The 21,527-nt window shown below is 61.8% G+C and carries 28 protein-coding genes; 14 read left to right on the plus strand and 14 right to left on the minus strand.

Going from position 1 to position 21,527, the window contains the following annotated elements; translation table 11 throughout:
- Positions 1-21: 21 nt before the first annotated feature.
- The 5 genes from NKH78_RS26765 to NKH78_RS26785 form a co-directional block, all read right to left on the minus strand.
- A complete protein-coding gene (locus tag NKH78_RS26765) occupies positions 22-687 on the minus strand; it encodes a response regulator transcription factor (RefSeq protein WP_352588745.1) in 666 nt (221 codons plus the stop codon).
- Positions 688-751: 64 nt separating this feature from the next.
- The gene (locus NKH78_RS26770) at positions 752-1,051 is read right to left on the minus strand and encodes a hypothetical protein (RefSeq protein ID WP_352690022.1); all 300 of its coding nucleotides are present in this window, start codon (positions 1,049-1,051) and stop codon (positions 752-754) included.
- A gap of 383 nt (positions 1,052-1,434) precedes the next feature.
- Complete coding sequence (locus tag NKH78_RS26775; RefSeq protein ID WP_352690024.1) at positions 1,435-1,845, minus strand: DUF3168 domain-containing protein; 411 nt, start codon at positions 1,843-1,845, stop codon at positions 1,435-1,437.
- Positions 1,846-2,111: 266 nt separating this feature from the next.
- Positions 2,112-2,378 carry a DUF1488 family protein gene (locus NKH78_RS26780; RefSeq protein WP_254819951.1) on the minus strand — a complete coding sequence of 89 codons (267 nt, stop codon included), beginning with the start codon at positions 2,376-2,378 and terminating at the stop codon, positions 2,112-2,114.
- Positions 2,375-2,647, minus strand: a complete 273-nt coding sequence (locus NKH78_RS26785) for a hypothetical protein (RefSeq protein ID WP_352690026.1) — start codon at positions 2,645-2,647, stop codon at positions 2,375-2,377. The genes NKH78_RS26780 and NKH78_RS26785 overlap by 4 nt, the downstream gene beginning before the upstream one ends.
- Before the next feature lie 268 nt (positions 2,648-2,915).
- Here NKH78_RS26785 and NKH78_RS26790 point away from each other — a divergent pair, with 268 nt between their 5' ends.
- From NKH78_RS26790 to NKH78_RS26815, 6 genes are all read left to right on the plus strand, one after another.
- Complete coding sequence (locus NKH78_RS26790) at positions 2,916-3,254, plus strand: co-chaperone GroES (RefSeq protein ID WP_254819949.1); 339 nt, start codon at positions 2,916-2,918, stop codon at positions 3,252-3,254.
- Between the two features lie 99 nt (positions 3,255-3,353).
- Positions 3,354-4,973, plus strand: a complete 1,620-nt coding sequence (gene groL / locus NKH78_RS26795; RefSeq protein ID WP_352738196.1) for a chaperonin GroEL — start codon at positions 3,354-3,356, stop codon at positions 4,971-4,973.
- 78 nt (positions 4,974-5,051) lie between these two features.
- Positions 5,052-5,213, plus strand: coding sequence for a hypothetical protein (locus NKH78_RS26800; protein ID WP_352479526.1), 162 nt, complete (start codon positions 5,052-5,054; stop codon positions 5,211-5,213).
- Positions 5,214-5,366: 153 nt separating this feature from the next.
- A complete protein-coding gene (locus NKH78_RS26805; RefSeq protein WP_352738197.1) occupies positions 5,367-7,526 on the plus strand; it encodes a transglycosylase domain-containing protein in 2,160 nt (719 codons plus the stop codon).
- A 98-nt stretch (positions 7,527-7,624) separates the two neighbouring features.
- Entirely contained in the window at positions 7,625-8,209 is a 585-nt protein-coding gene (locus tag NKH78_RS26810) for a DUF1214 domain-containing protein (RefSeq protein ID WP_352706148.1), read from the plus strand.
- Positions 8,202-8,750, plus strand: a complete 549-nt coding sequence (locus tag NKH78_RS26815) for a DUF1254 domain-containing protein (protein ID WP_254819944.1) — start codon at positions 8,202-8,204, stop codon at positions 8,748-8,750. Before NKH78_RS26810 ends, NKH78_RS26815 begins: the two co-directional genes overlap by 8 nt.
- A 14-nt stretch (positions 8,751-8,764) precedes the next feature.
- Here the strand turns inward: NKH78_RS26815 and NKH78_RS26820 are convergent, their stop codons facing one another.
- On the minus strand, positions 8,765-8,950 hold the full coding sequence (locus NKH78_RS26820) for a hypothetical protein (protein WP_254819943.1): 186 nt from the start codon (positions 8,948-8,950) through the stop codon (positions 8,765-8,767).
- A 187-nt stretch (positions 8,951-9,137) separates the two neighbouring features.
- On the opposite strand from NKH78_RS26820, the gene NKH78_RS26825 reads away from it, so the two are divergent.
- Complete coding sequence (locus NKH78_RS26825) at positions 9,138-10,148, plus strand: hypothetical protein (protein WP_352778067.1); 1,011 nt, start codon at positions 9,138-9,140, stop codon at positions 10,146-10,148.
- 10 nt (positions 10,149-10,158) lie between these two features.
- On the opposite strand, the gene NKH78_RS26830 is transcribed toward NKH78_RS26825, so the two are convergent.
- Positions 10,159-10,506, minus strand: a complete 348-nt coding sequence (locus NKH78_RS26830) for a DUF1491 family protein (protein ID WP_254819941.1) — start codon at positions 10,504-10,506, stop codon at positions 10,159-10,161.
- Positions 10,507-10,677: 171 nt separating this feature from the next.
- Here NKH78_RS26830 and NKH78_RS26835 point away from each other — a divergent pair, with 171 nt between their 5' ends.
- The gene (locus NKH78_RS26835; RefSeq protein WP_254819940.1) at positions 10,678-10,938 is read left to right on the plus strand and encodes a type II toxin-antitoxin system ParD family antitoxin; all 261 of its coding nucleotides are present in this window, start codon (positions 10,678-10,680) and stop codon (positions 10,936-10,938) included.
- Positions 10,931-11,221, plus strand: coding sequence for a type II toxin-antitoxin system RelE/ParE family toxin (locus tag NKH78_RS26840; RefSeq protein WP_254819939.1), 291 nt, complete (start codon positions 10,931-10,933; stop codon positions 11,219-11,221). Before NKH78_RS26835 ends, NKH78_RS26840 begins: the two co-directional genes overlap by 8 nt.
- Before the next feature lie 23 nt (positions 11,222-11,244).
- On the opposite strand, the gene NKH78_RS26845 is transcribed toward NKH78_RS26840, so the two are convergent.
- Together NKH78_RS26845 and NKH78_RS26850 are read right to left on the minus strand one after the other, a co-directional pair.
- The gene (locus NKH78_RS26845) at positions 11,245-12,018 is read right to left on the minus strand and encodes a peptidoglycan-binding domain-containing protein (RefSeq protein WP_254819938.1); all 774 of its coding nucleotides are present in this window, start codon (positions 12,016-12,018) and stop codon (positions 11,245-11,247) included.
- Positions 11,993-13,738 (minus strand): ATP-binding protein, encoded by a 1,746-nt coding sequence (locus tag NKH78_RS26850; RefSeq protein WP_352778081.1) that lies wholly within the window; start codon positions 13,736-13,738, stop codon positions 11,993-11,995. Before NKH78_RS26850 ends, NKH78_RS26845 begins: the two co-directional genes overlap by 26 nt.
- A gap of 519 nt (positions 13,739-14,257) precedes the next feature.
- Between NKH78_RS26850 and NKH78_RS26855 the strand changes: the two genes are divergently transcribed.
- Together NKH78_RS26855 and NKH78_RS26860 are read left to right on the plus strand one after the other, a co-directional pair.
- Entirely contained in the window at positions 14,258-14,626 is a 369-nt protein-coding gene (locus NKH78_RS26855; RefSeq protein WP_352738215.1) for a DUF5330 domain-containing protein, read from the plus strand.
- 113 nt (positions 14,627-14,739) lie between these two features.
- Positions 14,740-15,168: a SufE family protein gene (locus NKH78_RS26860; protein ID WP_352471107.1), complete on the plus strand. Its 429-nt coding sequence runs from the start codon at positions 14,740-14,742 to the stop codon at positions 15,166-15,168.
- Positions 15,169-15,272: 104 nt separating this feature from the next.
- Here NKH78_RS26860 and NKH78_RS26865 read toward each other — a convergent pair whose 3' ends face one another.
- The 3 genes from NKH78_RS26865 to NKH78_RS26875 all read right to left on the minus strand — a co-directional run bounded on the left by NKH78_RS26865 (position 15,273) and on the right by NKH78_RS26875 (position 16,483).
- Entirely contained in the window at positions 15,273-15,698 is a 426-nt protein-coding gene (locus tag NKH78_RS26865; protein WP_023677844.1) for a Ros/MucR family transcriptional regulator, read from the minus strand.
- A gap of 414 nt (positions 15,699-16,112) precedes the next feature.
- A complete protein-coding gene (locus tag NKH78_RS26870) occupies positions 16,113-16,286 on the minus strand; it encodes a hypothetical protein (RefSeq protein ID WP_352884759.1) in 174 nt (57 codons plus the stop codon).
- Entirely contained in the window at positions 16,283-16,483 is a 201-nt protein-coding gene (locus NKH78_RS26875) for a hypothetical protein (RefSeq protein ID WP_352884761.1), read from the minus strand. Before NKH78_RS26875 ends, NKH78_RS26870 begins: the two co-directional genes overlap by 4 nt.
- A gap of 115 nt (positions 16,484-16,598) precedes the next feature.
- On the opposite strand from NKH78_RS26875, the gene NKH78_RS26880 reads away from it, so the two are divergent.
- From NKH78_RS26880 to NKH78_RS26890, 3 genes are all read left to right on the plus strand, one after another.
- A complete protein-coding gene (locus NKH78_RS26880) occupies positions 16,599-18,710 on the plus strand; it encodes a S9 family peptidase (RefSeq protein ID WP_352738200.1) in 2,112 nt (703 codons plus the stop codon).
- A gap of 79 nt (positions 18,711-18,789) precedes the next feature.
- The gene (locus tag NKH78_RS26885) at positions 18,790-19,416 is read left to right on the plus strand and encodes a LysE family translocator (protein WP_352738202.1); all 627 of its coding nucleotides are present in this window, start codon (positions 18,790-18,792) and stop codon (positions 19,414-19,416) included.
- A gap of 142 nt (positions 19,417-19,558) precedes the next feature.
- The gene (locus NKH78_RS26890) at positions 19,559-19,942 is read left to right on the plus strand and encodes an SET domain-containing protein (protein ID WP_254819935.1); all 384 of its coding nucleotides are present in this window, start codon (positions 19,559-19,561) and stop codon (positions 19,940-19,942) included.
- A gap of 11 nt (positions 19,943-19,953) precedes the next feature.
- On the opposite strand, the gene NKH78_RS26895 is transcribed toward NKH78_RS26890, so the two are convergent.
- Together NKH78_RS26895 and NKH78_RS26900 are read right to left on the minus strand one after the other, a co-directional pair.
- Positions 19,954-20,904: a cytochrome c gene (locus tag NKH78_RS26895; RefSeq protein WP_352647200.1), complete on the minus strand. Its 951-nt coding sequence runs from the start codon at positions 20,902-20,904 to the stop codon at positions 19,954-19,956.
- 9 nt (positions 20,905-20,913) lie between these two features.
- Positions 20,914-21,357 (minus strand): c-type cytochrome, encoded by a 444-nt coding sequence (locus tag NKH78_RS26900; RefSeq protein WP_352740856.1) that lies wholly within the window; start codon positions 21,355-21,357, stop codon positions 20,914-20,916.
- Positions 21,358-21,527: the final 170 nt, after the last annotated feature.

Consider the following 21,527-nt stretch of genomic DNA (forward strand, 5'->3'; position numbering starts at 1 on the left):
CTTGTAGGAAGCGGTTCCGCGTTACGCCTCCGGCTTACGCATGCGGTAGCCCATGCCGCGAACGGTTTCGATCATGTCGATGCCCATCTTCTTGCGAAGCCGTCCGACAAAGACCTCGATCGTGTTGGAATCGCGATCGAAATCCTGGTCGTAGAGATGCTCGACCAGTTCGGTCCGGGATACGACGTCGCCCATATGGTGCATGAGGTAAGCAAGCAAGCGGAATTCGTGCGAGGTCAGCTTCAGCGGTACGCCGTCGACGTCGGCCTTGGAGGCCTTGGTGTCGAGACGCAGCGGCCCGCAGGTCAGCTCGGACGAGGCATGCCCGGCAGCGCGCCGGATCAGAGCGCGCACCCTGGCCAGAATTTCCTCGATGTGGAAGGGTTTGGTGACGTAGTCGTCGGCGCCGGCGTCGATGCCGGCAACCTTGTCGCTCCAGCGGTCGCGTGCCGTCAGGATCAGCACCGGCATCTTGCGGCCGCCGCGCCGCCAGCGCTCGACCACGCTGATGCCGTCCATCTGCGGCAGGCCGATGTCGAGCACCACGGCATCATAGGGCTCGGTGTCGCCGAGAAAATGCCCTTCCTCGCCGTCGAAAGCGCGGTCGACGACATAGCCGGCATCGACCAGCGCGTCGCCGATCTGCCGGTTGAGATCCTTGTCATCTTCGACGACGAGTACGCGCATGCGGAAGGCCTGTTGAAGCTGTTCAGATATAGGCCGATTCCGGCAGACTGGGAAACGGCACGGTTCAGTTCAGCGGAACGACGATCTCCGAGCGACGGGGACGCTGCCCGTCCTTGCCCGGAACGAGCACGACGATGACGCAGACCGGCTTGCCGGCGCGTGTCGACTGCGAGGCCTTGGCCAAGGTGCCGCCATTCTGCTCCGCCACCTGCTGGCCGATCGCGTAGCAGTCGGACGCGGCGAGGACGACCGGCTGGGGCCGCTCGGGCGTGACAGCGGGGATCGCCATCGCTTGCGACGCAAGCAGGCCGGCGGCTGAGAGCGCCAGTGCCGCGGTCCGGAAGTGCGAGCGAAGGGTTTTCATGGCCAGCGTTCTAACGCGCCGGTGCTGAACGTGATATGAACGGTGAACGCTCGAATGCATGCCCGCCACACCCCTGAAGCGCGAGATTACCGGATTGCCCTTTCGCTGCCCATCCCGCGAAATTGCCAAGTTAACCTAGCCCTCCGATCCTTCGCCGACAACCGGGCATCGTTTGGCGGTGAAAGGCAATCGCTTCAGGTTTGCCCCGACTTCGACAATCGATCCGGCAACCGAAGGCAGATTCAGCCGAACCGACCGGAAATAAAAAAACCCGCTCTGCGACGGGTCATTGGCGCCAATCAGCACCATAGCCAAATTAGTAGCATAGCTGCCGGCACAAAGCAAGAACAAAATTGCCCGATTTTACGGAAAGTGCCCGACGCTCAGCCGTCTTCCTCGATCACGGCGCGGAAGCGCAGCAGCCCGTGATGGGCCGAAAGGTCCTCGTCGTAGCGGGCTTCGGCGAATTCGAGCTTGAGATGGGCGCGACGATGTTCACCAAGCGAGAGCGCCGCATCTCGCAGGCGGGCGCTGACCAGGTCCATGATGTCGGTGGTTTCCTTGCTGGCCTCGGACTTCGACCAGACATGCAGCGTCAGCAACTGCTCGGCGTTGTTCTCCGTCCCCGTTGCCCAGTCGTAGACGCTGGTGCGGCCGAAGGTCATGTGGGGGAACGCAACATTTTCCGGGGCATGGTCGAACAGTCTTGCATCGCCCAGTGCCGCCGACAGGTCGGGATCGCCGTTCACTGCCTCGAATATTGCCCTCTGCAATTCGACGGCCGGCGCGGTCATTGTCTTTGCCCTCGCCCGTCGCGTCGACCTCCCGGCTGCGTAGCTGCGTTGCATGACGGCATCCCGGCAAAAGCGCGAATCAGCGCGTCTCATACGGATTATGAACCTTCATGACCTCGGGAATAAGCCCTGCTCCTGGAATGCGCGACGCCGCAGCCCTCTGCGTCACGGACCCGTTGACCGGCTGAACGGTCGCGACGTCAAGCGGCGAGCGAAGGCGGACCGGAAGCCCTGAGAAAGCGTCTTGTGGACGGATTGCGACGGATCTAGCGAAAATCGGCCGCAGTCAGCACATATATGCTCCTGCGGGTGCGGGCATAGGCATTCCTGGCGACATCGTGGATCGAGTTGGAAGCCGTGTCGAAGGCTGCCAGGTAGGTAGCTTCTGAGGCCGCCGTTCCCGGCTGCATCTTGGAGATGGCATCGGTAGCGACAGAGAAGGAAATCTGGAACATGCCGTCATGGCCGACGAAGCGGATGCGTTTGCTTGCCTCGTCGTAGCTGCGGCTGGGATTGGGAAATGTCAGGCTCATGGTTTCGCCTCCATCGATGCGGATACGGCCTTCTTGACTGCCCGTGACGCCCGCTTCTTCTTTGCGGCGACCGGATTCAGAGCTTCCGCCGCGCGGTCCGCCTCTTCCTTGGCCAGTCGCAATTCCCTCAGCCTTGCCGTTTTGATGCTCCTGGCCTTGGCCTCCGAGAGATATTCGGCAGTTGCTTTGTTCCGTTCCGCCGTCTTCTTCTGGTTTTCCATGAAGCGAGCCTGAGCTTTTTCCATGATGTTCTGATTGCCTTCGGCCATCGGTAAAATCTCCCTTGCAGCGAAAGTCATGACTGTGAACTTCATCGTAAAATAGGTGTTCAAAGACAGAAATTCAATTTCATTAATATTCGGCAGGACCCGAACACCAAGGGATGACCAGGCAAGATAATACGTTCAATATTTTATATGCCCTATGAATATTTATTTTATATGCCCTATGAATATTTTTTGGCACTCCTATCAATCGAGTGCCAAGGCGCCTATAGAGAGGGGGCGGCCGCCTAAGCCGGCCCCAGAAAGAGTCCCCATGAAATTCCGGCCACTCCACGATCGCGTCGTCATTCGGCGCGCCGAAAGCGACACCAAATCCAAGGGCGGCATCATCATCCCCGACAATGCCAAAGAAAAACCGCAGGAAGGCGAAGTGATCGCTGTCGGGCCGGGCGCGCGGGACGAAAGCGGCGCGCTGATCCCGCTCGACGTCGAGGCCGGCGATCTCATTCTGTTCGGCAAATGGTCCGGCACCGAGGTCAAGATAGACGGCGAGGACCTTCTGATCATGAAGGAGGCCGACGTCATGGGCATCATCGAAAAAAGCGAGACGGGCATCATCGACAAGACCGTGGCTGCCAAGAAGGCCGCCTGATTGGAAGGCCGCGCGCCCTCCCGCGCGCGCAAAGGACGCTCCGAGCTTTGATTCAGGCGCTGCAAGCGCCTTGCCACGACAACCGAACTGGAAAAGATCATGTCTGCCAAGGAAATCAGATTCTCCACCGACGCGCGTGACCGCATGCTGCGCGGCGTCGAAATCCTCAACAACGCCGTCAAGGTGACGCTCGGCCCCAAAGGCCGCAACGTCATCATCGACAAGGCCTACGGCGCGCCGCGCATCACCAAGGACGGGGTGGCCGTGGCAAAGGAAATCGAGCTTTCCGACAAGTTCGAAAACATGGGCGCACAGATGGTGCGCGAAGTGGCCTCGAAAACCAACGACCTCGCCGGCGACGGCACCACCACCGCCACGGTGCTTGCCGCTTCCATCCTGCGCGAGGGCGCCAAATTCGTTGCCGCCGGCATGAACCCGATGGACCTCAAGCGCGGCATCGACCTTGCCATCAGCGCCGTCGTAAAGGAAATCCAGGCCCGAGCCAAGAAGGTCAAGTCCTCAGGCGAGATCGCGCAGGTCGGCACCATTGCCGCCAATGGCGACACCAGTGTCGGCGCCATGATCGCCAAGGCGATGGACAAGGTCGGCAATGACGGCGTCATTACCGTCGAGGAGGCCAAGACCGCCGAAACCGAGCTAGACGTCGTCGAAGGCATGCAGTTCGACCGCGGCTATCTCTCGCCCTATTTCGTCACCAATGCCGAGAAGATGCGCGCCGAGCTGGAAGACCCTTACGTCCTCATCCACGAAAAGAAGCTCGGAAATCTGCAGGCCCTGCTGCCCATCCTCGAAGCCGTGGTGCAAAGCGGGAGGCCGCTGTTGGTCATCTCCGAGGACGTCGAGGGCGAAGCGCTGGCAACGCTGGTCGTCAACAAGCTGCGCGGCGGCCTCAAGGTAGCGGCCGTCAAGGCGCCTGGCTTCGGTGACCGCCGCAAGGCGATGCTGGAAGACATCGCCGTGCTCACCGCCGGACAGATGATTTCCGAGGATCTCGGCATCAAGCTGGAGAACATTACCATAGACATGCTCGGCCGCGCCAAGCGCGTGCTGATCGAGAAGGACACCACCACGATCATCGACGGCGCCGGCGAGAAGACCACCATCCAGGCGCGCGTCCAGCAGATCAAGGCGCAGATCGAGGAAACCACGTCCGACTATGACAAGGAGAAGCTGCAGGAACGTCTCGCCAAGCTGGCGGGCGGCGTTGCCGTCATCCGCGTCGGCGGCGCCACCGAATCCGAGGTCAAGGAAAAGAAGGACCGCATCGACGATGCGCTGAACGCCACGCGCGCGGCCGTTGAAGAAGGCATCGTTCCGGGCGGCGGTGTCGCGTTGCTGCGCGCCAAGGCTGTGCTGAACGGGATGACCGGAGCCAATGCCGATGTGACGGCGGGCATTTCGATCGTGTCGAGAGCGCTCGAAGCGCCGATCCGGCAGATCGCCGAGAATTCCGGCGTCGAAGGTTCGATCGTCGTCGGCAAGCTCGCCGACGGCAAGGATCACAATCAGGGCTTCGATGCCCAGAACGAGGTCTATGTCGACATGATCAAGGCCGGCATCGTCGACCCGGCGAAGGTGGTACGGACGGCGCTGCAGGACGCGGGCTCCATTGCGGCGCTTCTGATCACGGCGGAAGCCATGATCACCGACGTTCCGGCGAAGGAAGCCGCTGCTTCGCCCGGCGGCATGGGCTATTGACCAGCCACTGCCGGAAACAAGCCTGAAAGACAGCCGCCGGGTATCCCCGGCGCGCACCATCGGCAAGGAGATCGATCAATGATCGCATTCGTCCCGAAGCCAAATGCAGCGGCGAAAATCGAAGTGGCCGAGGAAAGCCGCTTCGATCGCATTCGCAGGCTTGCCGACAAGCACAGGAAAGCCAACGCCGGTATGATAGGCCGCGACCCGAAAAAGATCGCGGACAAGCGTCCCATGTGACGCTGCCGATCCTCAGCACCCACGCAAGCGCGGAACCTTCATCGCCCTTGTAGGCAGCACCAAAATGGACGAATAGTCTTGAAAGGCGCGCCGCCGTGAAATTGCCGGCATGCGGTTTCTCAGTTGGCGGCGTCCCCGCAGCCGGATCCTGGAATGGCCAGTCCTTTGGAACCACGCAAGAGAAGAGGTCCGATCGCCGCAAGGCTGCTGGCGGTGGATGCGTGGATCGATTCCTCTGCCTACGAAATCGGCTTCAGGGCGCGCCAGTTCTGGGAGGCGGCCACCATCTTCTCGCGGCGTTTCCGCGTCGGCGGCTGGCGCCGCGGCCTGATCGAACTGTTGAGTGAAGGCTTTACGCTCGGTGCCGGCGGCATCGTCGTCCTTTTGGCGCTGGCCTTGCCGGCCTTCCAGATAACCGCCGGCGACTGGCGCACGCAAGGCGACTTCGCCGTCACCTTCCTAGACCGCTACGGCAACGAGATCGGCCAGCGGGGCATCATCCAGCGCGATTCGGTGCCGGTCGACGAGATGCCCGACCATGTCATCAAGGCGGTGCTGGCCACCGAGGACCGCCGTTTCTTCGACCATTACGGCATCGATGTGCTCGGCCTGTCGCGGGCGATATTCGAGAATGTGCGGGCCAATTCCGTCGTCCAGGGCGGCTCGAGCATCACCCAGCAGCTGGCCAAGAACCTGTTCCTGACCAACGAACGGACCTTCGAGCGCAAGATCAAGGAAGCCTTCCTGTCGCTGTGGCTCGAAGCCAATCTGTCGAAGAAGGAAATCCTGCAGCTTTACCTCGACCGCGCCTACATGGGCGGCGGCACTTTCGGCATCGAGGCAGCAGCCGATTTCTATTTCGGCAAGAGCGTCAAGGACCTGAACCTTGCCGAGGCGGCGATGCTGGCCGGCCTGTTCAAGGCGCCGACCAAATACGCGCCGCACATAAACCTGCCCGCCGCCCGTGCGCGGGCCAATGTGGTACTGTCCAATCTGGTCGATTCCGGCTTCATGACCGAAGGCCAGGTGCTGCAGGCAAGATTACACCCGGCCGAAATCGTCGACCGCGGCGAGCAGAAGAGCCCCGATTATTACCTCGACTGGGCCTTCGACGAGGTCAAGAAGATCGCCGCCAAAGGCGGCCCGCACTCGCTTGTCGCCCACACCACTTTCGACGCCAACATCCAGAAGGCGGCCGAAGAATCGATGGAGTTCCACCTCCGCCAGTTCGGCAAGGAATACAACGTCACCGAGGGCGCCATCGTCGTCATCGAGACCAACGGCGCCGTCCGGGCGATCGTCGGCGGCCGCGACTACGGCGCCAGCCAGTTCAACCGCGCCACCAAGGCACTTCGCCAGACCGGCTCCTCGTTCAAGCCCTATGTCTATGCGACGGCGATGGAGCATGGCTTCACGCCGGATTCGGTGGTGTCCGGCGGACCCATCTCCTGGGGCAGCTGGTCGCCCCACAATTACAATGGCGGGTCGGCCGGCAAGGTGACGCTGATCACGGCGATGGCCAAATCGATCAACACCGTGCCGGTGCGGCTGGCCAAGGATTATCTCGGCATCAAGCCGATCAAGGCGATGGCCGAAGCCATGGGCGTCGAGTCGCCGCTGGAATCGCACAAGACCATGGTGCTCGGTACATCGGGCATGACTGTGATGGACCAGGCGACGGGCTACAGCGTGTTCGCCCAGAACGGCTTTGCCGGAACCCGGCACGGCATAAGCCAACTCTTCAACCGTACCGGCGAGGTGGTCTACGACTTCGCCAAGGACGCGCCGCCGCCGCACCGGGTGCTGTCGGAGCAGGCGCTCAAATACATGAACACCATGCTGGCGGCGGTGCCGGTGATCGGCACGGCCCGGCGCGCGGCCCTTCCAAACATCGTTGTCGCCGGCAAGACCGGCACGACGCAGTCCTACCGCGATGCCTGGTTCGTCGGCTTTACCGGCAACTACACAGCCGCCGTCTGGCTCGGCAACGACGACTTCACCGCGACCAACAAGATGACCGGCGGCACGCTGCCGGCAATGGTGTGGCAGCGGCTGATGCTCTATGCGCACCAGAATATCGACCTGAAACCGATCCCCGGTATCGATCATCCTTTCGTCGATACCGAAATCGCCGCCAAGGCCGAGGAAGCGGAAAAGAAGAACGCCGAACAGGCAGCAGCCGACGCCGCCGCCGAGCGTCCGCCGGTGCTGTCCAGCCGGACCACCCGGACCCTGAAAGAACTCACCAGGCTTTTCCAGGCGGCACCCGTGCTCGACGCGCCCGCTGCACCGGAGACCCTGTCGGCGCTGTGACGGCCAATTCCGCGGGGCCGCTTGCCATAAGCCCCTGCGCCGAGATATCCCCGGGCGGCAATCTCTCTGTCCCCGGCCTTCGGTTCTCCCGGCTCGTCATGCTCAAGAACGCCTTCCTGACGCTGCTTTCGCTTGCCATCGCCATCGGTGGCGGTGGCGCCAGCGTCTGGTACGCGCTGAAGCTGCAGGATGGCGTCGGCGCCATCAGGATCGGGCAATGGACCGCCTTCCCGGATATCGGCACGCCGACGGCGGATCCTTATTCCAAAGCCCGGGTGGCTCGCGAAGGCGTGCTGGCGCTTGGACAGGCGGAAGGGCTGTCCTTCATAGCCGAACGCGATTCCGGCGGCGAACAGCTCAAGCGGCAATGCGCCTACAAGATTGCGGGCGGTTTTCCCACCGCTCGGTTCTGGACGCTTTATGCCGCCGACCAGTCGCTTGGCGTGGTCGAGACCGGCACGCCGAGGCCGGCTGCGCTGCAGTCCTATCAAGTGCTGCGCCAGGCCGACAATTCGGTGGTCATTTCCGTCGGCAGCCGCCCTGCACCTGGCAACTGGCTACTGACCAGCGGCGCCGGCAAGATGTACTTGGTGCTCACGTTCTACGACACACCGATCGCCAGCAGCACCGGTCTGTCGGACGTCACGCTGCCGCAGATCCAGAAGGTCGGCTGCAATGCGTAGCCTGCTGCATGCCGTGCTGCTCGGCCTGCTCGGCGCCGGCATCGTGCACATCGTCGTGCTGCTGCTCGTCCCCGAGTTCTCCGAACGCGACGCCTGGTCGCGATTGGCCATGGCTTCGGATCTCTACAAGATGACCAGGCTCGACGCGGAAGCCGGCGGCGCGCCGGTGGTGAAATCGGTCGATCCGCTGTTTTATGCGGCGGCTTGCCGCTTCGACCTTGCCGAGGGGATGGTGCGGGTCAAGGCGCCGGGCAAGGTGCCATTCTGGTCGATATCGGTCTATGACCGCGGCGGCCACAACATCTACTCGTTCAACGACCACAGCGCGACCGCAGGCGTGCTCGACACCGTTGTGCTGACGCCGGCCCAGATGATCGAGGTCCGCAAGGATCTTCCCGAGGAACTGCAAGGGGCCATCTTCGTCGAGGCGCCGATAGAGGAAGGCGTGTTCGTCATCCGTTCGTTCGTGCCCGACGACAGCTGGAAGCCGATTGTCTCGCGCTTTCTCGAACAGAGTTCCTGCGAACTGCAGGATTTTTAGGCCGGTTCCGATGCTCAGTGGTGCGGTACCGGCAATGTTCCCGACGGTCCCGGCTTGTCGGGGCCGGTCGGCCGCGTTTCGGCCGTCAGCGGCCGCTGCTCGTAGCGCACCCCGGGAAATATGATCACTGCCGCCGGCGCGGCTTGTTGTGCTCGATTGGTTGCCGCCGTTCGCGGCACGAAAGACAGTACCATGCCCATGGTTCGCGTATTCCTCTCGGTTGCCCCGGAGCACAACGCAACGCCTCCATAGTCGATTAAGAAGGCAGTAGGTTAACGGAGCGCTAACGGATCGCCGCTAAATTGATCTTTGTTCTTGGGAAACGCGAAACCGGTACAGCCCGGCAGAGCGCCCTCCAGATCGTGTCGAGTGTCAGGCGTATCCTTCGTGTCAGCTTCGGATTTCGGGCAAATCGCAGCAGGAGCTGAATCGGGAAAGGCCGAAAGGCTGTTTCGCGCCGCGGTATCGGCATTCTGTTCGCTCACCCGCCCTTCGCGCCGGGAGATCGCGCAGCTCGAAGACCTGACGCTGCCGCTTTTCGAGAATGTCTCGGTCGAATCGCGCCGCTACGTCGCAGCGGCCCTTTCCGAATGCGAATATGCACCCGCCGCGCTGGTGCGGCGGCTTTGCCAGGAGCGGGTCGACATCGCCGCTCCGCTACTCATCCGCTCGCGTGCCCTCAGCGACATCGACCTGATCGCGCTGATCGGGCGTCACGGCCTGCCGCATGCCCGTGCCATTGCCCGCCGCAAGGATCTCAACCAAACCATCGCCGATCTCACCAAAGTGCTTGAAAGGCCGACGCTGGTGCGGTCGCAGCAGCAGCCGGAAGCAACTGCCATTGCCCCGTCCGAAAACGCGGAAATGGTCGCGAGCGACGCAAACAGACAAGAGGCGGCCGACGCCGCCGAAACCGTACGCCGCCGGTTGCGATCCATGATGCGCTCCGAGCGCGGCACCGCCATCAGACCGTTCGTCGAGCCACAAACCTACGTCAAGCTGCGCGAAACCGCGCTGACCGGCAATGCGGCATTCTTTCAGACAGCGCTCGCCGATGCGCTCGAAGTCGATTTTTCAACGGCGCGGACGCTCACCGCGAGCCAAAATTACACACCGCTACTTTTCGCCTTGCGCGCGCTCGACCTCAGCGAAGACAAGGCGTTCCTGATCACGGCTGCCATCTATCCGACCGAGTTTCCGCACCCGCAGGCGATCCGCATCTTCCTCGACCGCTACCGCCTGCTGCACCGCGACGCTGCGTTGGACAGGCTCCGCGGCTGGAAGGCCGACACCGTGTCGAAAATCGTTCGCAAGCCCGGGCGCGTCGCGGCAAATGCCGACCTGCGCAAGCCGAACAACGCCGATGTAACCGCCACCCCAAAGGCGCTTCGCATCTGAAGGCTTGCCGTTACGACGCCTTGACCGAGATAAGCTCCTCGACGGGAACGACGCCCGCCTCGATCTCGATCACCCAGATATCCGGATCGAATTTCTTCTCGCGCTCCAGCTGCGCGTCGAAAATGGCGGCATCGTCGCCTTCGCCAAGCAGACTGAAAAAACGGTCGTCCGGCCTGGCCGAATCGTAGCTCGTCTGCGGCGCCGGCCCGAACAGCGCCATCTCTCCTAGCCGGCCACGCGCCAACACGAAAACTGCGCCGGCTTCCGTGGCGCCGCGCTTGACCACGGCGGCAAAGCCGCCGGCGCTAAAAACCCGGCGCAACAGGGCCGACACCCACAGATCGGTGGTTACCCGCATGGCGGGACCCTGTACGATTTCGGGTTTGTGGTGTCGAGATTCTCACTTATTCGCGAGCAACGGTTGGCCATCAAAGCAAGTCCCGGAATGCGACGATTTACCAACAAAGTCTAACAAAACTTGTTGGCCTCTGTGAAAAATGCTATAGTGCCCGGTATGAAAGCCCAGCCCATGCGCACTCTTACTGTGTCGCTTACCCCCAAGCAGGCCGCCCGTCTACAAGACGCCGTGAACAGCGGAGACTATGCTTCCAACAGTGAAATCGTCAGGGAAGCACTACGTCTATGGGAGCAGCGCGAGGAATTCCGCACTCTTGAACTGGAACGCCTCAAAAGGGCCTATGACGAAGGGATGGCAAGTGGCGAAGGTCAACACGTAAATCGTACGGCTTTCTTACGCGCTCTGAAGGCCGAACGCGCAGTCCGTGGCTGAATACCGGCTCACCCCGCGAGCTTCTCAGGATTTGCGAGATATTTGGCATCACATTGCCGTCGATAACGAGAAGGCGGCTGACAAGCTGATCGGACGCATTTTCGACAGGCTAGAATTGGCTTGCGAGCACGCCAAAATGGGCGCAGCTCGACCGGAATTGAGCGCCACCGCCCGCATTCTGGTCGAGGGGCGCTACATCGTGATTTACGAGCCCATGCCCTACGGCGTGTTAGCCGTGGCGATAGTCCATGGAATGCGTGACCCGGAGCAATGGCTTAAATAGGCCGGGAGACTAGGTTTCGGCCCTCAGTTGGTCAGGCCGATCTCGCGCATCTTGACGTAGACGATCTCGTCTGGCTCGCCGGTCTCCGGCAAGCCGAACAGCGCCTGGAATTCCTTGATCGCGGCCTTGGTGCGCGCGCCTACGACGCCATCCAATTGCATGTCCTCATTGCCGAACGCTTTCAGTCCGGCCTGGATCTTGACGATGCGGGGATCCGGCGTTTGCGCCGCTGCGTTTGCTGGTGCGGATACCGGAATGGCGGCCGGAGCAGCGGCCGTTTCGACCGGCCGCGGCACGGGATGCGGAACCACGGCCGCGGTCTTTGGCGTGGCGCCCAGTTGATCCAGCAGGACGCCGTCGATCTCGCCGGAGGCATTCAATCCGACTTTCTGCTGATAGGCCTGGATGGCCTTGCGCGTATTCGGTCCGGGAATACCGTCGATGGTGCCGGAATAGAAATCGAGATCCTTCAAGATGCCCTGGACCTGCTCGACGACCGGGTCGCTCTTGATCGGCGTAGCGGCCGGACGCACGATATTGATGGTGGTTTCGGGCTCATCGCTATCCGCCCGCGGAAAGCGTTCGATGCTTCTGGTAGCGAAAAACGCTCCGGCATGCGGAAAGGGCTGGTACCAAAGCGCGTTCGCCGAGACGTAGAACAGCGTCACCAGGAACGCGGTGGAGCCGCCGACCACAACAGGATTGCGCGAGATCAGGCTGCCCAGCGCCATCGCTCCGTGCTCGAAGGCATTGCCGCGGCGTTTGACCGCCTTAGGCTGTTTTGCGGAGCGACCCATTGCTCTCCCCTTTGCCACCGTCCGCCTTGGCTTTGACCGCGGACATCGGCACCACGCCGGTCTTCTCCGCCGAGCGGCCCGTCGGGCCGCTCACGGGAAGGCTGATCGTCACCGTGGTGCCCTCGCCCGGCATGCTTTCGATCGACATTGTGCCCTCGTGCAGCGCCACCAGCCCCTTCACCAGCGAAAGCCCGAGCCCTGTGCCTTCGAAACGACGGGTATAGTCGTTCTGGATCTGCATGAACGGCTTGCCGAGATTGGCGAAATCTTCCTCGGCGATGCCGATACCGGTGTCCCGGACCCAGAAATGCAGCCGCGAGCCGATCCGCTTGGCGCCGATGACGACATTGCCGCCTTCGGGCGTGAACTTGATCGCGTTAGAGACGAGATTGATCAGGATCTGCTGCACGGCGCGACGGTCGGCATTTATTTCGCCTGCATCCGGCGCGATCTGGGCCTGCAGATCGATGGCCTTTGCCTCGGCTTGCAGGCGCATCATCGACTGGCACATCTCGACCGCTTCGCGAAAGCGGAACGGTTCCGGTTCGGTCGCGTAGGCGCCCGATTCGATCCGCGATACGTCGAGTATCGAGGTGACGACGGCAAGCAGGTGCTGGCCCGAATCCCTGACCAGCCCGACATATTCCTTCTGGCGCGGATCCTTGAAGCTGCCGAACATCTCGTGCAGCAGCATGTCGGAAAAGCCAATGATGGCATTGAGCGGGGTGCGCAACTCATGGCTGACGACGGCAAGGAAGCGTCCTTTCGCCACCTCGGCCGAAGCAGCCGCCTCGTTGGCAGCGGCAAGCTCCTGGCGCAGTCCGGCCAGTTCATCGTTCTCGCGCAGAACAAGCGTGAAGACAGTCTCCTGCCCCGGTGCGCGCATCATCTCGAGCGAAAACGGCTGGTAGTTGTCGGCCGTCACGCCGCTGTTCTGCGGCAGCCGGACGCGAAGATCGAGCCGGCGCGACAGGGCGCCCTCGCGCATATCGGCCAGCGCACTGAGATATGGGACGCGGTCGGACAGATGGATGCGATCGAAAAGTCCGGTGCCGAAAAGCAGCTCCGGTGGCAGCCTCAGCATCGTGCGTGCCTTAGCCGAGGCGTCCAGAACCTCGCCATGGGCAGCGATTCGCAGCACGACGGCGTCGATCAGGTCTTCGAGCCGGTGGCTGCCGGCCGGATCGAGCTGAGCGCTGGCGGTGGCACGAAGTGAAGCGACACGCGGAATGAGCGTGAGCGCCCAGGCCAACGGCACCAGCCAGTGCCATGCGGCGATTTCGGTCTGGCCGAGCGGCAAGACGGAACCGGCTAAAGGCTGCAGCAAGACTGCGACAAGGGCCGAGATGGCGCCCCAGATCACGGCACGCCGCGACTGGCCGATCCACCAGGCTTCAAACGGCAGCGCCACCGCGAGCAAGGCAACCGGCGAGGCCACACCGCCGGCGGCAGCGATAAGGGCACCCAGGGCAACACTGCCGACGACCAAGGCGAGTTGGCCGGCCAGGGTCATCTTGCCCGATGCAGCCACCAGCAGGGCGGCGAACCAGCAAAGGCCGAACGCCGCAAAGATCGCAGCCACAGTCACGGCCGCGCCCATGCCCGACGTGACCAGCGTCACCGCTGCACCCGCGCTGAAGAAGGGAGCCGCCAGCATGACGCCAATGAACCGGCTCTCACGGCGGCGGTCGTCCTGGCCGAGGACGGACGGATGAACCATCCGTTCGCAACCGGCGGCTATCGCGCCTGGCAACTCGGCGTATCTGGCCTTGATCGCACTCAACTCAACGCACCCGGTCGTGAACGGCTCTGCTTTGCAGGCGGCTTTTGTCGATCCGAAACTCGCATCCAGCGTTTAAGGAATGGATAAGGCTGGGCCGATCGTCCCCGGCAGGCTGCAAATATCGGGATACCGGCGGGGAAAAAACCGGGGCAATTGCCGCCATAGTAAACGGAGCGTTATCCGGACCACCCGCGCCTGGGTTGGCGGGCGATCGCATCAAACTGTCACCAATGCAAAAAATAACGAGGAGAAACAATAGGTTGGATGGTTACCATTTGCTGAATGAAATATGAACCATTCGAGGCAAATGAACTTCAAAACGCTTTGTTTCGAATCTGCCTAAAATTTGAGGAAAACTGTTGCTTTCGGGACAAGTCGTCCTTTGCGCCTCCGTGCCAGTATCGCGGTACAAGGGTCGTGCGGTTCGGAGGCATGACCGTCATAAAGGACAGACAGATGGGCTTTCTGATAAGAGCTGCTTTCTGGTTTTCGCTGGTGCTTCTGGCGCTGCCGCTGGGTGTCGGCGCCGATGATGCGGGCCGCGAAAGCGTCGGGCCGCTCCAGGCGCTGTTTGCGGCGCGCGAAGCCGTCGGCGACATCGCCGGCATCTGCGAGCGCAAGCCGGACGTGTGCGAGACCGGCAAATCGGCAATGCACACCATCACCGCCCGGGCCAGGGAAACCGCCAAGATCGCGGCCGCCATGCTGGACGACAAAACCCCTGAACCAGATACGGTGACGACCACCGGCAGCGTGCCCGAGGAAATCGTCTTGCCGGCGAAAGTCGATCTGCCGGCGAAACTGCACTTGCCGGCGAAGAACTGACACTGTTTCGGCCGAATTCATCGCCAGACCGCAAGGCTCCCCACGCTCGGCGCCTGCGGCGTTTCTCCTCTTTTTCCGTGACGTGGCAGCGCCGGATGACTATATCCGGGGTGATGACTACGACGATCCAGACCATCCGCGACGACTTTTCCCTGCTCGACGAGTGGGAAGACCGCTATCGCTATGTGATTGAACTGGGTGAAGCGCTGCCGCCGTTTCCCGACGAGCAACGCATACCGGCCAACAAGGTCCCCGGCTGCGTCAGCCAGGTCTGGTTGACCACCGAACAGGGCGGTGGTGCCGACCCCGTTATTACCTTCAAGGGCGATTCCGACGCCCATATCGTGCGCGGTCTGGTCGCCATCATGCTGGCGCTGTTTTCGGGACGGCCGGCCAGCGAAATCCAGAGGACCGACGCGGAGGCCACATTGAAGGCGCTCGGACTTGACGAGCACCTGTCGCCGCAGCGCGCCAATGGTCTTCGCTCGATGGTCAAGCGCATCAAGCGCGACGCCGAAGCAGCGTTGAAGCAGACCGCCTGACCGGACGGCAGTTGCCGGCAGCATGGGGGGTTCGACCTTTGACCCCATAATACAAAACGGCGCCCGCAGGCGCCGTTTGAGTGTCAAACCCGAAGAGCCGGTTATCAGCGTCCCTTGCGCTTGCGGCCGAGACCCATCTTCTTGGCGAGCTGCGAACGGGCGGCCGCATAATTGGGCGCAACCATCGGATAGCTCGGGTCCAGGTTCCACTTTTCGCGATACTGGTCGGGCGTGAGATCATAGTGGGTCATCAAGTGACGCTTGAGCGACTTGAACTTCTTGCCGTCTTCGAGACAGATGATGTAGTCGTCATGCACCGAACGCTTCGGATTTACCGCCGGCTTCTGCTTGTCGGCAGGCGGCTGCTCGGCGGCCCCGCCGACGCGCCCCAAAGCGGCATGGACATCGGCAATGAGGTTCGGCAATTCGCCGACCGGCACGGGATTGTTGCTGACATAGGCGGCCACCACGTCGGCGGTAAGCTCGATCAGCGCGTCACTGTTTCTGGAAGGTGTTTCGGTAATATCCATGGCATTCAGGCCCCAACGAGAATTGTTTCTGTTTGCGCCCGTTTCGATAGTTGGGCATCGCGCGAACTTGTGCAGGAAAAAGCCTCCGCGATTCGCGTCGCGGCACCTTAATGGGCCTTGGCGTCAAGTAAGTCAATTCGCTTCTTGCGCTCTATTCAGCGATGCAAGTCAAATCTTTCATATTCAGCTTCACTCTTTCGTGCAGAGTGTAAACTTGCCGTTTTTTCTGGTCAGACCAGCATCGACTGACGCGGCGGCAAGCAGCCATTACACAGACTGCAGCAGGTAAATAGACCTCAATGCTTGATCCAGCCGGCAGCATTACAGCCTGGCCAATCGGCGGATTCAGTAAAATCATAGGTTGCGAAACATTACTGTTGCTCGTGAGCCGTCGGCCGGGAGCGGCGTGCCGCGTCACTGAAACGGGGTGATGTATTTTCCGTAGACCCAGCCGGTGACGAACTGGCCGTTCTGTGCCGGATCATGCCAGACTTGGCACCAGTGATTGCGGATCTTCTGTTTCTGCTGCCAGTACGAATGGTTGGCGAGATTCAGCAGATTTATCCCACCGGTGCATTTGCCGGTCATCTGCAGAACCGTCCCGTTGGGATAGCGGCCTGCTTCTGCGAAGTTCCCGAAGGATATTTGCGCACATTGAGTGTGTCGCCGAACGGCACATTGGCCACTTGCCAAGCCGCAAAGGCAGTTGCATGAGAATGACCGGCATTGGCCAGGGTCGTCGCAGCGACGGCGAGGGCCGCGACAGTCCGAGAAAAAATGTTCATTGTCCTCTCCTCCAGCCCGTCCCCTCGAGCCACCACGACAATAGATCATAGCCGCTGAACCCGCGCTGATCGGCGTGTTCATTCGCTATTCAAGTAACTTCCACAGCGAGACGCAATGACCAGAACCCCAGTGTTTCCGACCGCCACCCCACCGCAGCCGGAGAAACGGCCGATCTTCGACACGCATCACGGCATTACGCGGACGGACGACTATGCTTGGCTGAGGGCCACCAATTGGCAAGAGATGTTCAGGGATCCGTCTCTGCTCGACGGCCAAATCCGCGCCCACCTCGAAGCCGAGAATGCTTACCAGGCGGCGCTGATGGCCGATACGGCTCAGCTGCAGAAGCAGCTTTTCGCGGAAATGAAGGGGCGTATCAAGGAAGATGATTCCTCTGTGCCTATGAAGGATGGGCCCTATGCCTACGGCTCCTCCTTCAAGCTTGGCGGCCAGCAGCCGCGTTATTTCCGCACGGCGCGCGACGGCGGCGACAAGCAGATATTGCTCGACGGCGATGCCGAGGCCGAGGGTAAACCCTATTTCCGGCTGGGCGGCGTCGATCATTCGGACGACCACAGCAAGCTGCTCTGGGCCTTCGACGACAAGGGTTCCGAATTCTACACGCTGCGCGTCCGCGATCTCGCCGGCGGCAACGACCTGGCGGATAGGGTTCCGGACACCGGCGGTGGCGGTGTTTGGGATGCCGGCAATGACGGGTTTTTCTACACTCGCCTCGACCCCAACCACCGGCCTTCCAAAGTGCTGTTCCATGCGCTTGGTGACAGTCCTGAAAACGACCGGCTGATCTACGAGGAAACTGATCCCGGCTTCTTCATGGATGTCGGCGGCACGCGCTCCAACGAGTGGATCATGATCGGCATCAACGACCATGAGACCTCGGAATACCGAATCATGAGCGCCAACGATCCGTTCGCAGAGCCGAAGCTGGTTGCAGCGCGCCAGACCGGCCTGCAGTACGAGCTCGAGGAAGGCGGCGACATCTTCTTCATCCTCACCAATGCCGACGGTGCCAAGGACTTCAAGATCATGACGGCGCCGGCGCATGATCCGGTGCGCGCCAACTGGCAGGAACTGGTGCCGCACGAAGCGGGCCGGCTGATCCTTTCGGTGATCGGCTTCAAGGACCACATGGTCCGGCTCGAGCGCAAGGAAGGCCTGCCGCGCATCGTCGTACACGACCGCAAGAGCGGCGAGGAGCACCTGATCTCCTTCGACGAGGAAGCCTTCTCGCTCGGCCTGTCCGGCTCCTACGAATACGACACCGAGATCATGCGCTTTTCCTATTCGTCGATGACGACCCCGGCGCAGGTCTTCGATTACAACATGCGCACCCGCGAGCGAGTGCTGCTCAAGACCCAGGAAGTGCCGTCCGGCCACGACCCGGAGCACTACGTCACGCGCCGGCTGATGGCGCCTGCCGCCGACGGCGAACTGGTGCCGATCTCGCTCCTCCATCACCGCGACACGCCGCTCGACGGGTCGGCGCCGTGCCTGCTTTACGGCTACGGCTCCTACGGCATCACCGTGCCGGCCGCGTTCAATACCAATCTGTTTTCGCTGGTCGACCGCGGCTTTGTCTACGCGATAGCCCATGTTCGCGGCGGCAAGGACAAGGGCTATGGCTGGTACGACGACGGCAAGCGGGCGAACAAGATGAACACGTTCACCGACTTCATCGCGGTCGCTCAGCACCTCGTCGCCGAACGCTATACGCAGCATGACCGCATCGTCGCGCAAGGCGGTTCGGCCGGCGGCATGCTGATGGGGGCGGTCGCCAACATGGCGCCGCAATGTTTCGGCGCCATCATCGCCGAAGTTCCCTTCGTCGACGTGCTCTCCACCATGCTCGACGCCAGCCTGCCGCTGACGCCGCCGGAATGGCCGGAATGGGGCAATCCGATCGCTTCGGCGGAGGATTACCGGACCATCGCCGCCTATTCACCCTACGACAATGTCGCCGCACTCGACTATCCGCCGATTCTGGCGCTGGCCGGCCTGACCGACCCGCGCGTCACTTATTGGGAGCCGGCCAAATGGGTAGCGCGGTTGCGCGACCGCAAGACAGGTGAGAATCCGGTGCTGTTCAAGATCAACATGGATTCAGGCCATGCCGGCGCCTCTGGCCGGTTTTCGAGGCTGGAGGAAATCGCCTTCACCTATGCCTTTGCGCTCAAGGTGACAGGGAAGGCCGAGCTTGCCGCGTGAACACCGCGGATAGGCAGGTATTGCTTGCTGTTCCGCTACATGCCTTCATTGAGGATGGAAGTTGCGGAGAAGCCCACCAATGATCGATCTTGCCACATTGATTGCGTATGTCGCGGTTGTGCTTGGCTTTGTTTTCATCCCGGGTCCTGCCACCCTTTTGACCGTGGCGCGAGCAACCAGCTCTGGAACCAGGGTGGGCATCGCGACCGGCGCGGGGATCGCGGCCGGCGACGTGGTTCACACCTTCATGGCGATCGTCGGCATTTCGGCGATCATTGCCACGTCGGGGGCGCTTTTCAGCATAGTGAAGTACATCGGCGCAGCCTACCTCATTTATCTCGGCGTTCGCGCGATCATCGAGAAAACGCCTGCCTATCCGGCCGCCGGCGCACTTGCGATCCCCGCTGCCAAAGCATTTCGGCAGGCTGTTTTGACCGAGATTCTCAACCCCAAGACCGCACTTTTCTTCCTTGCATTTCTTCCGCAGTTTGTGCGGCCTGAAAACGGATCGGTGATGCTTCAACTGGCGACATTGGGCGTGATCTTTGTTCTGTTGGGCCTCGTCAGCACGGTGGTTTTCGCCGTGGGTGCGGGCGGCCTCGGCGCTTTCCTGCGCCGAAACCCGACGGTGCTGAGATGGCAGGGCAAGGCTGTCGGCGGCATCTATTGCGCCTTGGGCATCCGGCTGGCGCTGCAACAGCGCTAGGGTCTCGACATGCGACGCCGTACGAGGCTTCGGATACTGGGCAGGCACAGTTGATTTTCCGCTCGCAATTGCAAAGGTCGCGCGCTACCCAATGCGCGGCCTTTTCACTCGCCGCCAACACTCAATCACCCAGGGATCTGCCATGTTGCTCGTCGATGTCTATCTCGACAAATCGCCCATCCAGGGCATCGGCGTCTTTGCCAAGAACCACATTCCCCGCGGCACGCTGGTCTGGAAGCTCGACCCGAAATACGACCGCCGCATCGAGGTGACGACCTACGAGCGGGAAACCGGGCCGGTGAAAACCTACCTTGACCGCTACGCCTACCCGGACCGGTGCGACCCGAACTACATCGTCTTCGAAGCCGACGATGCGCGCTACATGAACCATGCCGACGACCCGAATTGCGACGTCTCGCAGCCGGAGGAGACTTATGCCTTGCGCGACATTGCGCCTGGCGAGGAAATGACCTGCGACTACAATCACTTCTTCGAAACCGGCTTCGACTTTCTCGGCGACCGCTGACGCAACGGCCGTCAGCTCGCCGGCTTCTTGCGAGCCGGATAGCCGTTGGGATGCGGCGGCACGGCTTTCAGATAGGCAGCGATTGCCGCGCGGTCCTCCGGGGTCAGCACGGCCATGTTCCGCTGCACGTCGACCATTGCGCCGCCGACCGTATCGAAATCCGGCGTGAAGCCGGTTTCGAGATAGTTGGCGATGTCAGCTTCGGACCAATCGGCAATGCCGCCCTCGCCCGACGTGATGTTCGGCACGATACCGCTGCCTTCGGCGGCGGCCGCACCTGCCAGCCACTGGCCCTTCCTGGTGCCGCCGGCGAGGTCCCGCGGCGTGTGGCATTCGCCGCAATGACCGGGGCCTTCCACCAGATAGCGGCCGGCCAGCACCGGGTCGGGCGTGCCGTCGGGAAAGGAAACGACCGGCTGGTCACTCAAATAGAGCAGCTTCCACAAGCCAAGACCGCGTCGGACATTGAAGGGAAATGCCAGCGAATTGGCGGGCGCCTTGCCGGCGACCGCGGGCAAGGTCTTGAGGAATGCATAGAGATCGGCAATGTCGGCCGGCTTCATGCGCGCGTATGAAGTATAGGGAAATGCCGGATAAAGATGCTCGGCCGACGGTGATACGCCCTTCAGCATGGCGTTGGCAAAGTCCTCGACGGACCAGGCGCCGATGCCGTCCCTGGCATCCTGCGATATGTTCGGCGGCACGAAGGTGCCGAACGGCGTCTTGAGCTCGAGGCCGCCGACCAGCTGAAGGCGGGCGTCGCCTTGCGAGCCGGGCTTGGCATGACAGGACGTGCAGCCGCCGGCGTAGAAGATGCGCTTGCCCCTGGCGGCGTCGCCGGGACCAAGCTCAGCCAGCGTTGCGGCATCGAGCCTGACCGGAGCCGACAGGAACCAGCCGGCAATCGCGGCCGCGCCGCCCAGAACGAGGGCGGCGCCGGCAAGTTTCTTCAGCAAGCGCATTGCCCGCCATCAGCCTTTTTTCACCCTGTAGTTTTGATGACAGTTGCCGCAGCCGCCGCCGATGATGTTGAACTGTGCCTTCAACGCCTCGGCATCCGCAGGTGCTGCGGCGACCGCTGCCTTGACGTCTGCGAGGTACTTGCCTTCAGCCGTCTTGAAGCCGGCCATGTCCTGCCAGATCTTGGGAGACGCCGTGGTGTCGCCGGTGTCGCTGCCCGCCGGGAAAAGCGTGTCGACGCCGGCATGGAATTTCTCGGCATTGGCCTGCAGTGCCTGCAACGCGGTCAGCACCGAAGCTGCGTCGTAGGGCGTCTCGCCCTTGACCACTTTCGACAAGCCGGCGGCGATCTTGCCACGTTCCTTCATCAGGGCCTGCCGGTCAGCAACCGGGTCGGCAAACGCCGCCGAACCGGCGAAGGCGAGCATCGAGATGGCGAGGATAAGCTTTCTCATTCACTTGGCTCCATGTTGAAGGCAATTCAGGATGCGGTCCCACCCGATGACAAACGGCAAGGATGGCTTAAAAATTCCGGCGCTTCGCCTCACGCTTGCGTGAAATTTTTGCAGCTGTCGTTTCTGATGTTGAAAAAGAAAAGCCCCGGTTCTGCCGGGGCTTTTCTGGA

Source organism: Mesorhizobium sp. M0910 (assembly GCF_040319465.1).
Classification (GTDB): Bacteria; Pseudomonadota; Alphaproteobacteria; order Rhizobiales; family Rhizobiaceae; genus Mesorhizobium.

What these genes read in the sequence shown, in the direction of transcription:
- NKH78_RS26885 (WP_352738202.1), top strand. Translation starts at nt 18,790, where the DNA reads ATGATCGATCTTGCCACATTGATTGCGTATGTCGCGGTTGTGCTTGGC.
- NKH78_RS26895 (WP_352647200.1), bottom strand. Translation starts at nt 20,904, where the DNA reads ATGCGCTTGCTGAAGAAACTTGCCGGCGCCGCCCTCGTTCTGGGCGGC.
- NKH78_RS26815 (WP_254819944.1), top strand. Translation starts at nt 8,202, where the DNA reads ATGCGTAGCCTGCTGCATGCCGTGCTGCTCGGCCTGCTCGGCGCCGGC.
- groL (WP_352738196.1), top strand. Translation starts at nt 3,354, where the DNA reads ATGTCTGCCAAGGAAATCAGATTCTCCACCGACGCGCGTGACCGCATG.
- NKH78_RS26865 (WP_023677844.1), bottom strand. Translation starts at nt 15,698, where the DNA reads ATGGATATTACCGAAACACCTTCCAGAAACAGTGACGCGCTGATCGAG.
- NKH78_RS26870 (WP_352884759.1), bottom strand. Translation starts at nt 16,286, where the DNA reads ATGACCGGCAAATGCACCGGTGGGATAAATCTGCTGAATCTCGCCAAC.
- NKH78_RS26860 (WP_352471107.1), top strand. Translation starts at nt 14,740, where the DNA reads ATGACTACGACGATCCAGACCATCCGCGACGACTTTTCCCTGCTCGAC.
- NKH78_RS26900 (WP_352740856.1), bottom strand. Translation starts at nt 21,357, where the DNA reads ATGAGAAAGCTTATCCTCGCCATCTCGATGCTCGCCTTCGCCGGTTCG.
- NKH78_RS26835 (WP_254819940.1), top strand. Translation starts at nt 10,678, where the DNA reads ATGCGCACTCTTACTGTGTCGCTTACCCCCAAGCAGGCCGCCCGTCTA.
- NKH78_RS26805 (WP_352738197.1), top strand. Translation starts at nt 5,367, where the DNA reads ATGGCCAGTCCTTTGGAACCACGCAAGAGAAGAGGTCCGATCGCCGCA.
- NKH78_RS26810 (WP_352706148.1), top strand. Translation starts at nt 7,625, where the DNA reads ATGCTCAAGAACGCCTTCCTGACGCTGCTTTCGCTTGCCATCGCCATC.
- NKH78_RS26765 (WP_352588745.1), bottom strand. Translation starts at nt 687, where the DNA reads ATGCGCGTACTCGTCGTCGAAGATGACAAGGATCTCAACCGGCAGATC.
- NKH78_RS26875 (WP_352884761.1), bottom strand. Translation starts at nt 16,483, where the DNA reads ATGAACATTTTTTCTCGGACTGTCGCGGCCCTCGCCGTCGCTGCGACG.
- NKH78_RS26855 (WP_352738215.1), top strand. Translation starts at nt 14,258, where the DNA reads ATGGGCTTTCTGATAAGAGCTGCTTTCTGGTTTTCGCTGGTGCTTCTG.
- NKH78_RS26890 (WP_254819935.1), top strand. Translation starts at nt 19,559, where the DNA reads ATGTTGCTCGTCGATGTCTATCTCGACAAATCGCCCATCCAGGGCATC.
- NKH78_RS26845 (WP_254819938.1), bottom strand. Translation starts at nt 12,018, where the DNA reads ATGGGTCGCTCCGCAAAACAGCCTAAGGCGGTCAAACGCCGCGGCAAT.
- NKH78_RS26785 (WP_352690026.1), bottom strand. Translation starts at nt 2,647, where the DNA reads ATGGCCGAAGGCAATCAGAACATCATGGAAAAAGCTCAGGCTCGCTTC.
- NKH78_RS26830 (WP_254819941.1), bottom strand. Translation starts at nt 10,506, where the DNA reads ATGCGGGTAACCACCGATCTGTGGGTGTCGGCCCTGTTGCGCCGGGTT.
- NKH78_RS26790 (WP_254819949.1), top strand. Translation starts at nt 2,916, where the DNA reads ATGAAATTCCGGCCACTCCACGATCGCGTCGTCATTCGGCGCGCCGAA.
- NKH78_RS26880 (WP_352738200.1), top strand. Translation starts at nt 16,599, where the DNA reads ATGACCAGAACCCCAGTGTTTCCGACCGCCACCCCACCGCAGCCGGAG.
- NKH78_RS26800 (WP_352479526.1), top strand. Translation starts at nt 5,052, where the DNA reads ATGATCGCATTCGTCCCGAAGCCAAATGCAGCGGCGAAAATCGAAGTG.
- NKH78_RS26850 (WP_352778081.1), bottom strand. Translation starts at nt 13,738, where the DNA reads ATGGTTCATCCGTCCGTCCTCGGCCAGGACGACCGCCGCCGTGAGAGC.
- NKH78_RS26780 (WP_254819951.1), bottom strand. Translation starts at nt 2,378, where the DNA reads ATGAGCCTGACATTTCCCAATCCCAGCCGCAGCTACGACGAGGCAAGC.
- NKH78_RS26820 (WP_254819943.1), bottom strand. Translation starts at nt 8,950, where the DNA reads ATGGGCATGGTACTGTCTTTCGTGCCGCGAACGGCGGCAACCAATCGA.
- NKH78_RS26775 (WP_352690024.1), bottom strand. Translation starts at nt 1,845, where the DNA reads ATGACCGCGCCGGCCGTCGAATTGCAGAGGGCAATATTCGAGGCAGTG.
- NKH78_RS26770 (WP_352690022.1), bottom strand. Translation starts at nt 1,051, where the DNA reads ATGAAAACCCTTCGCTCGCACTTCCGGACCGCGGCACTGGCGCTCTCA.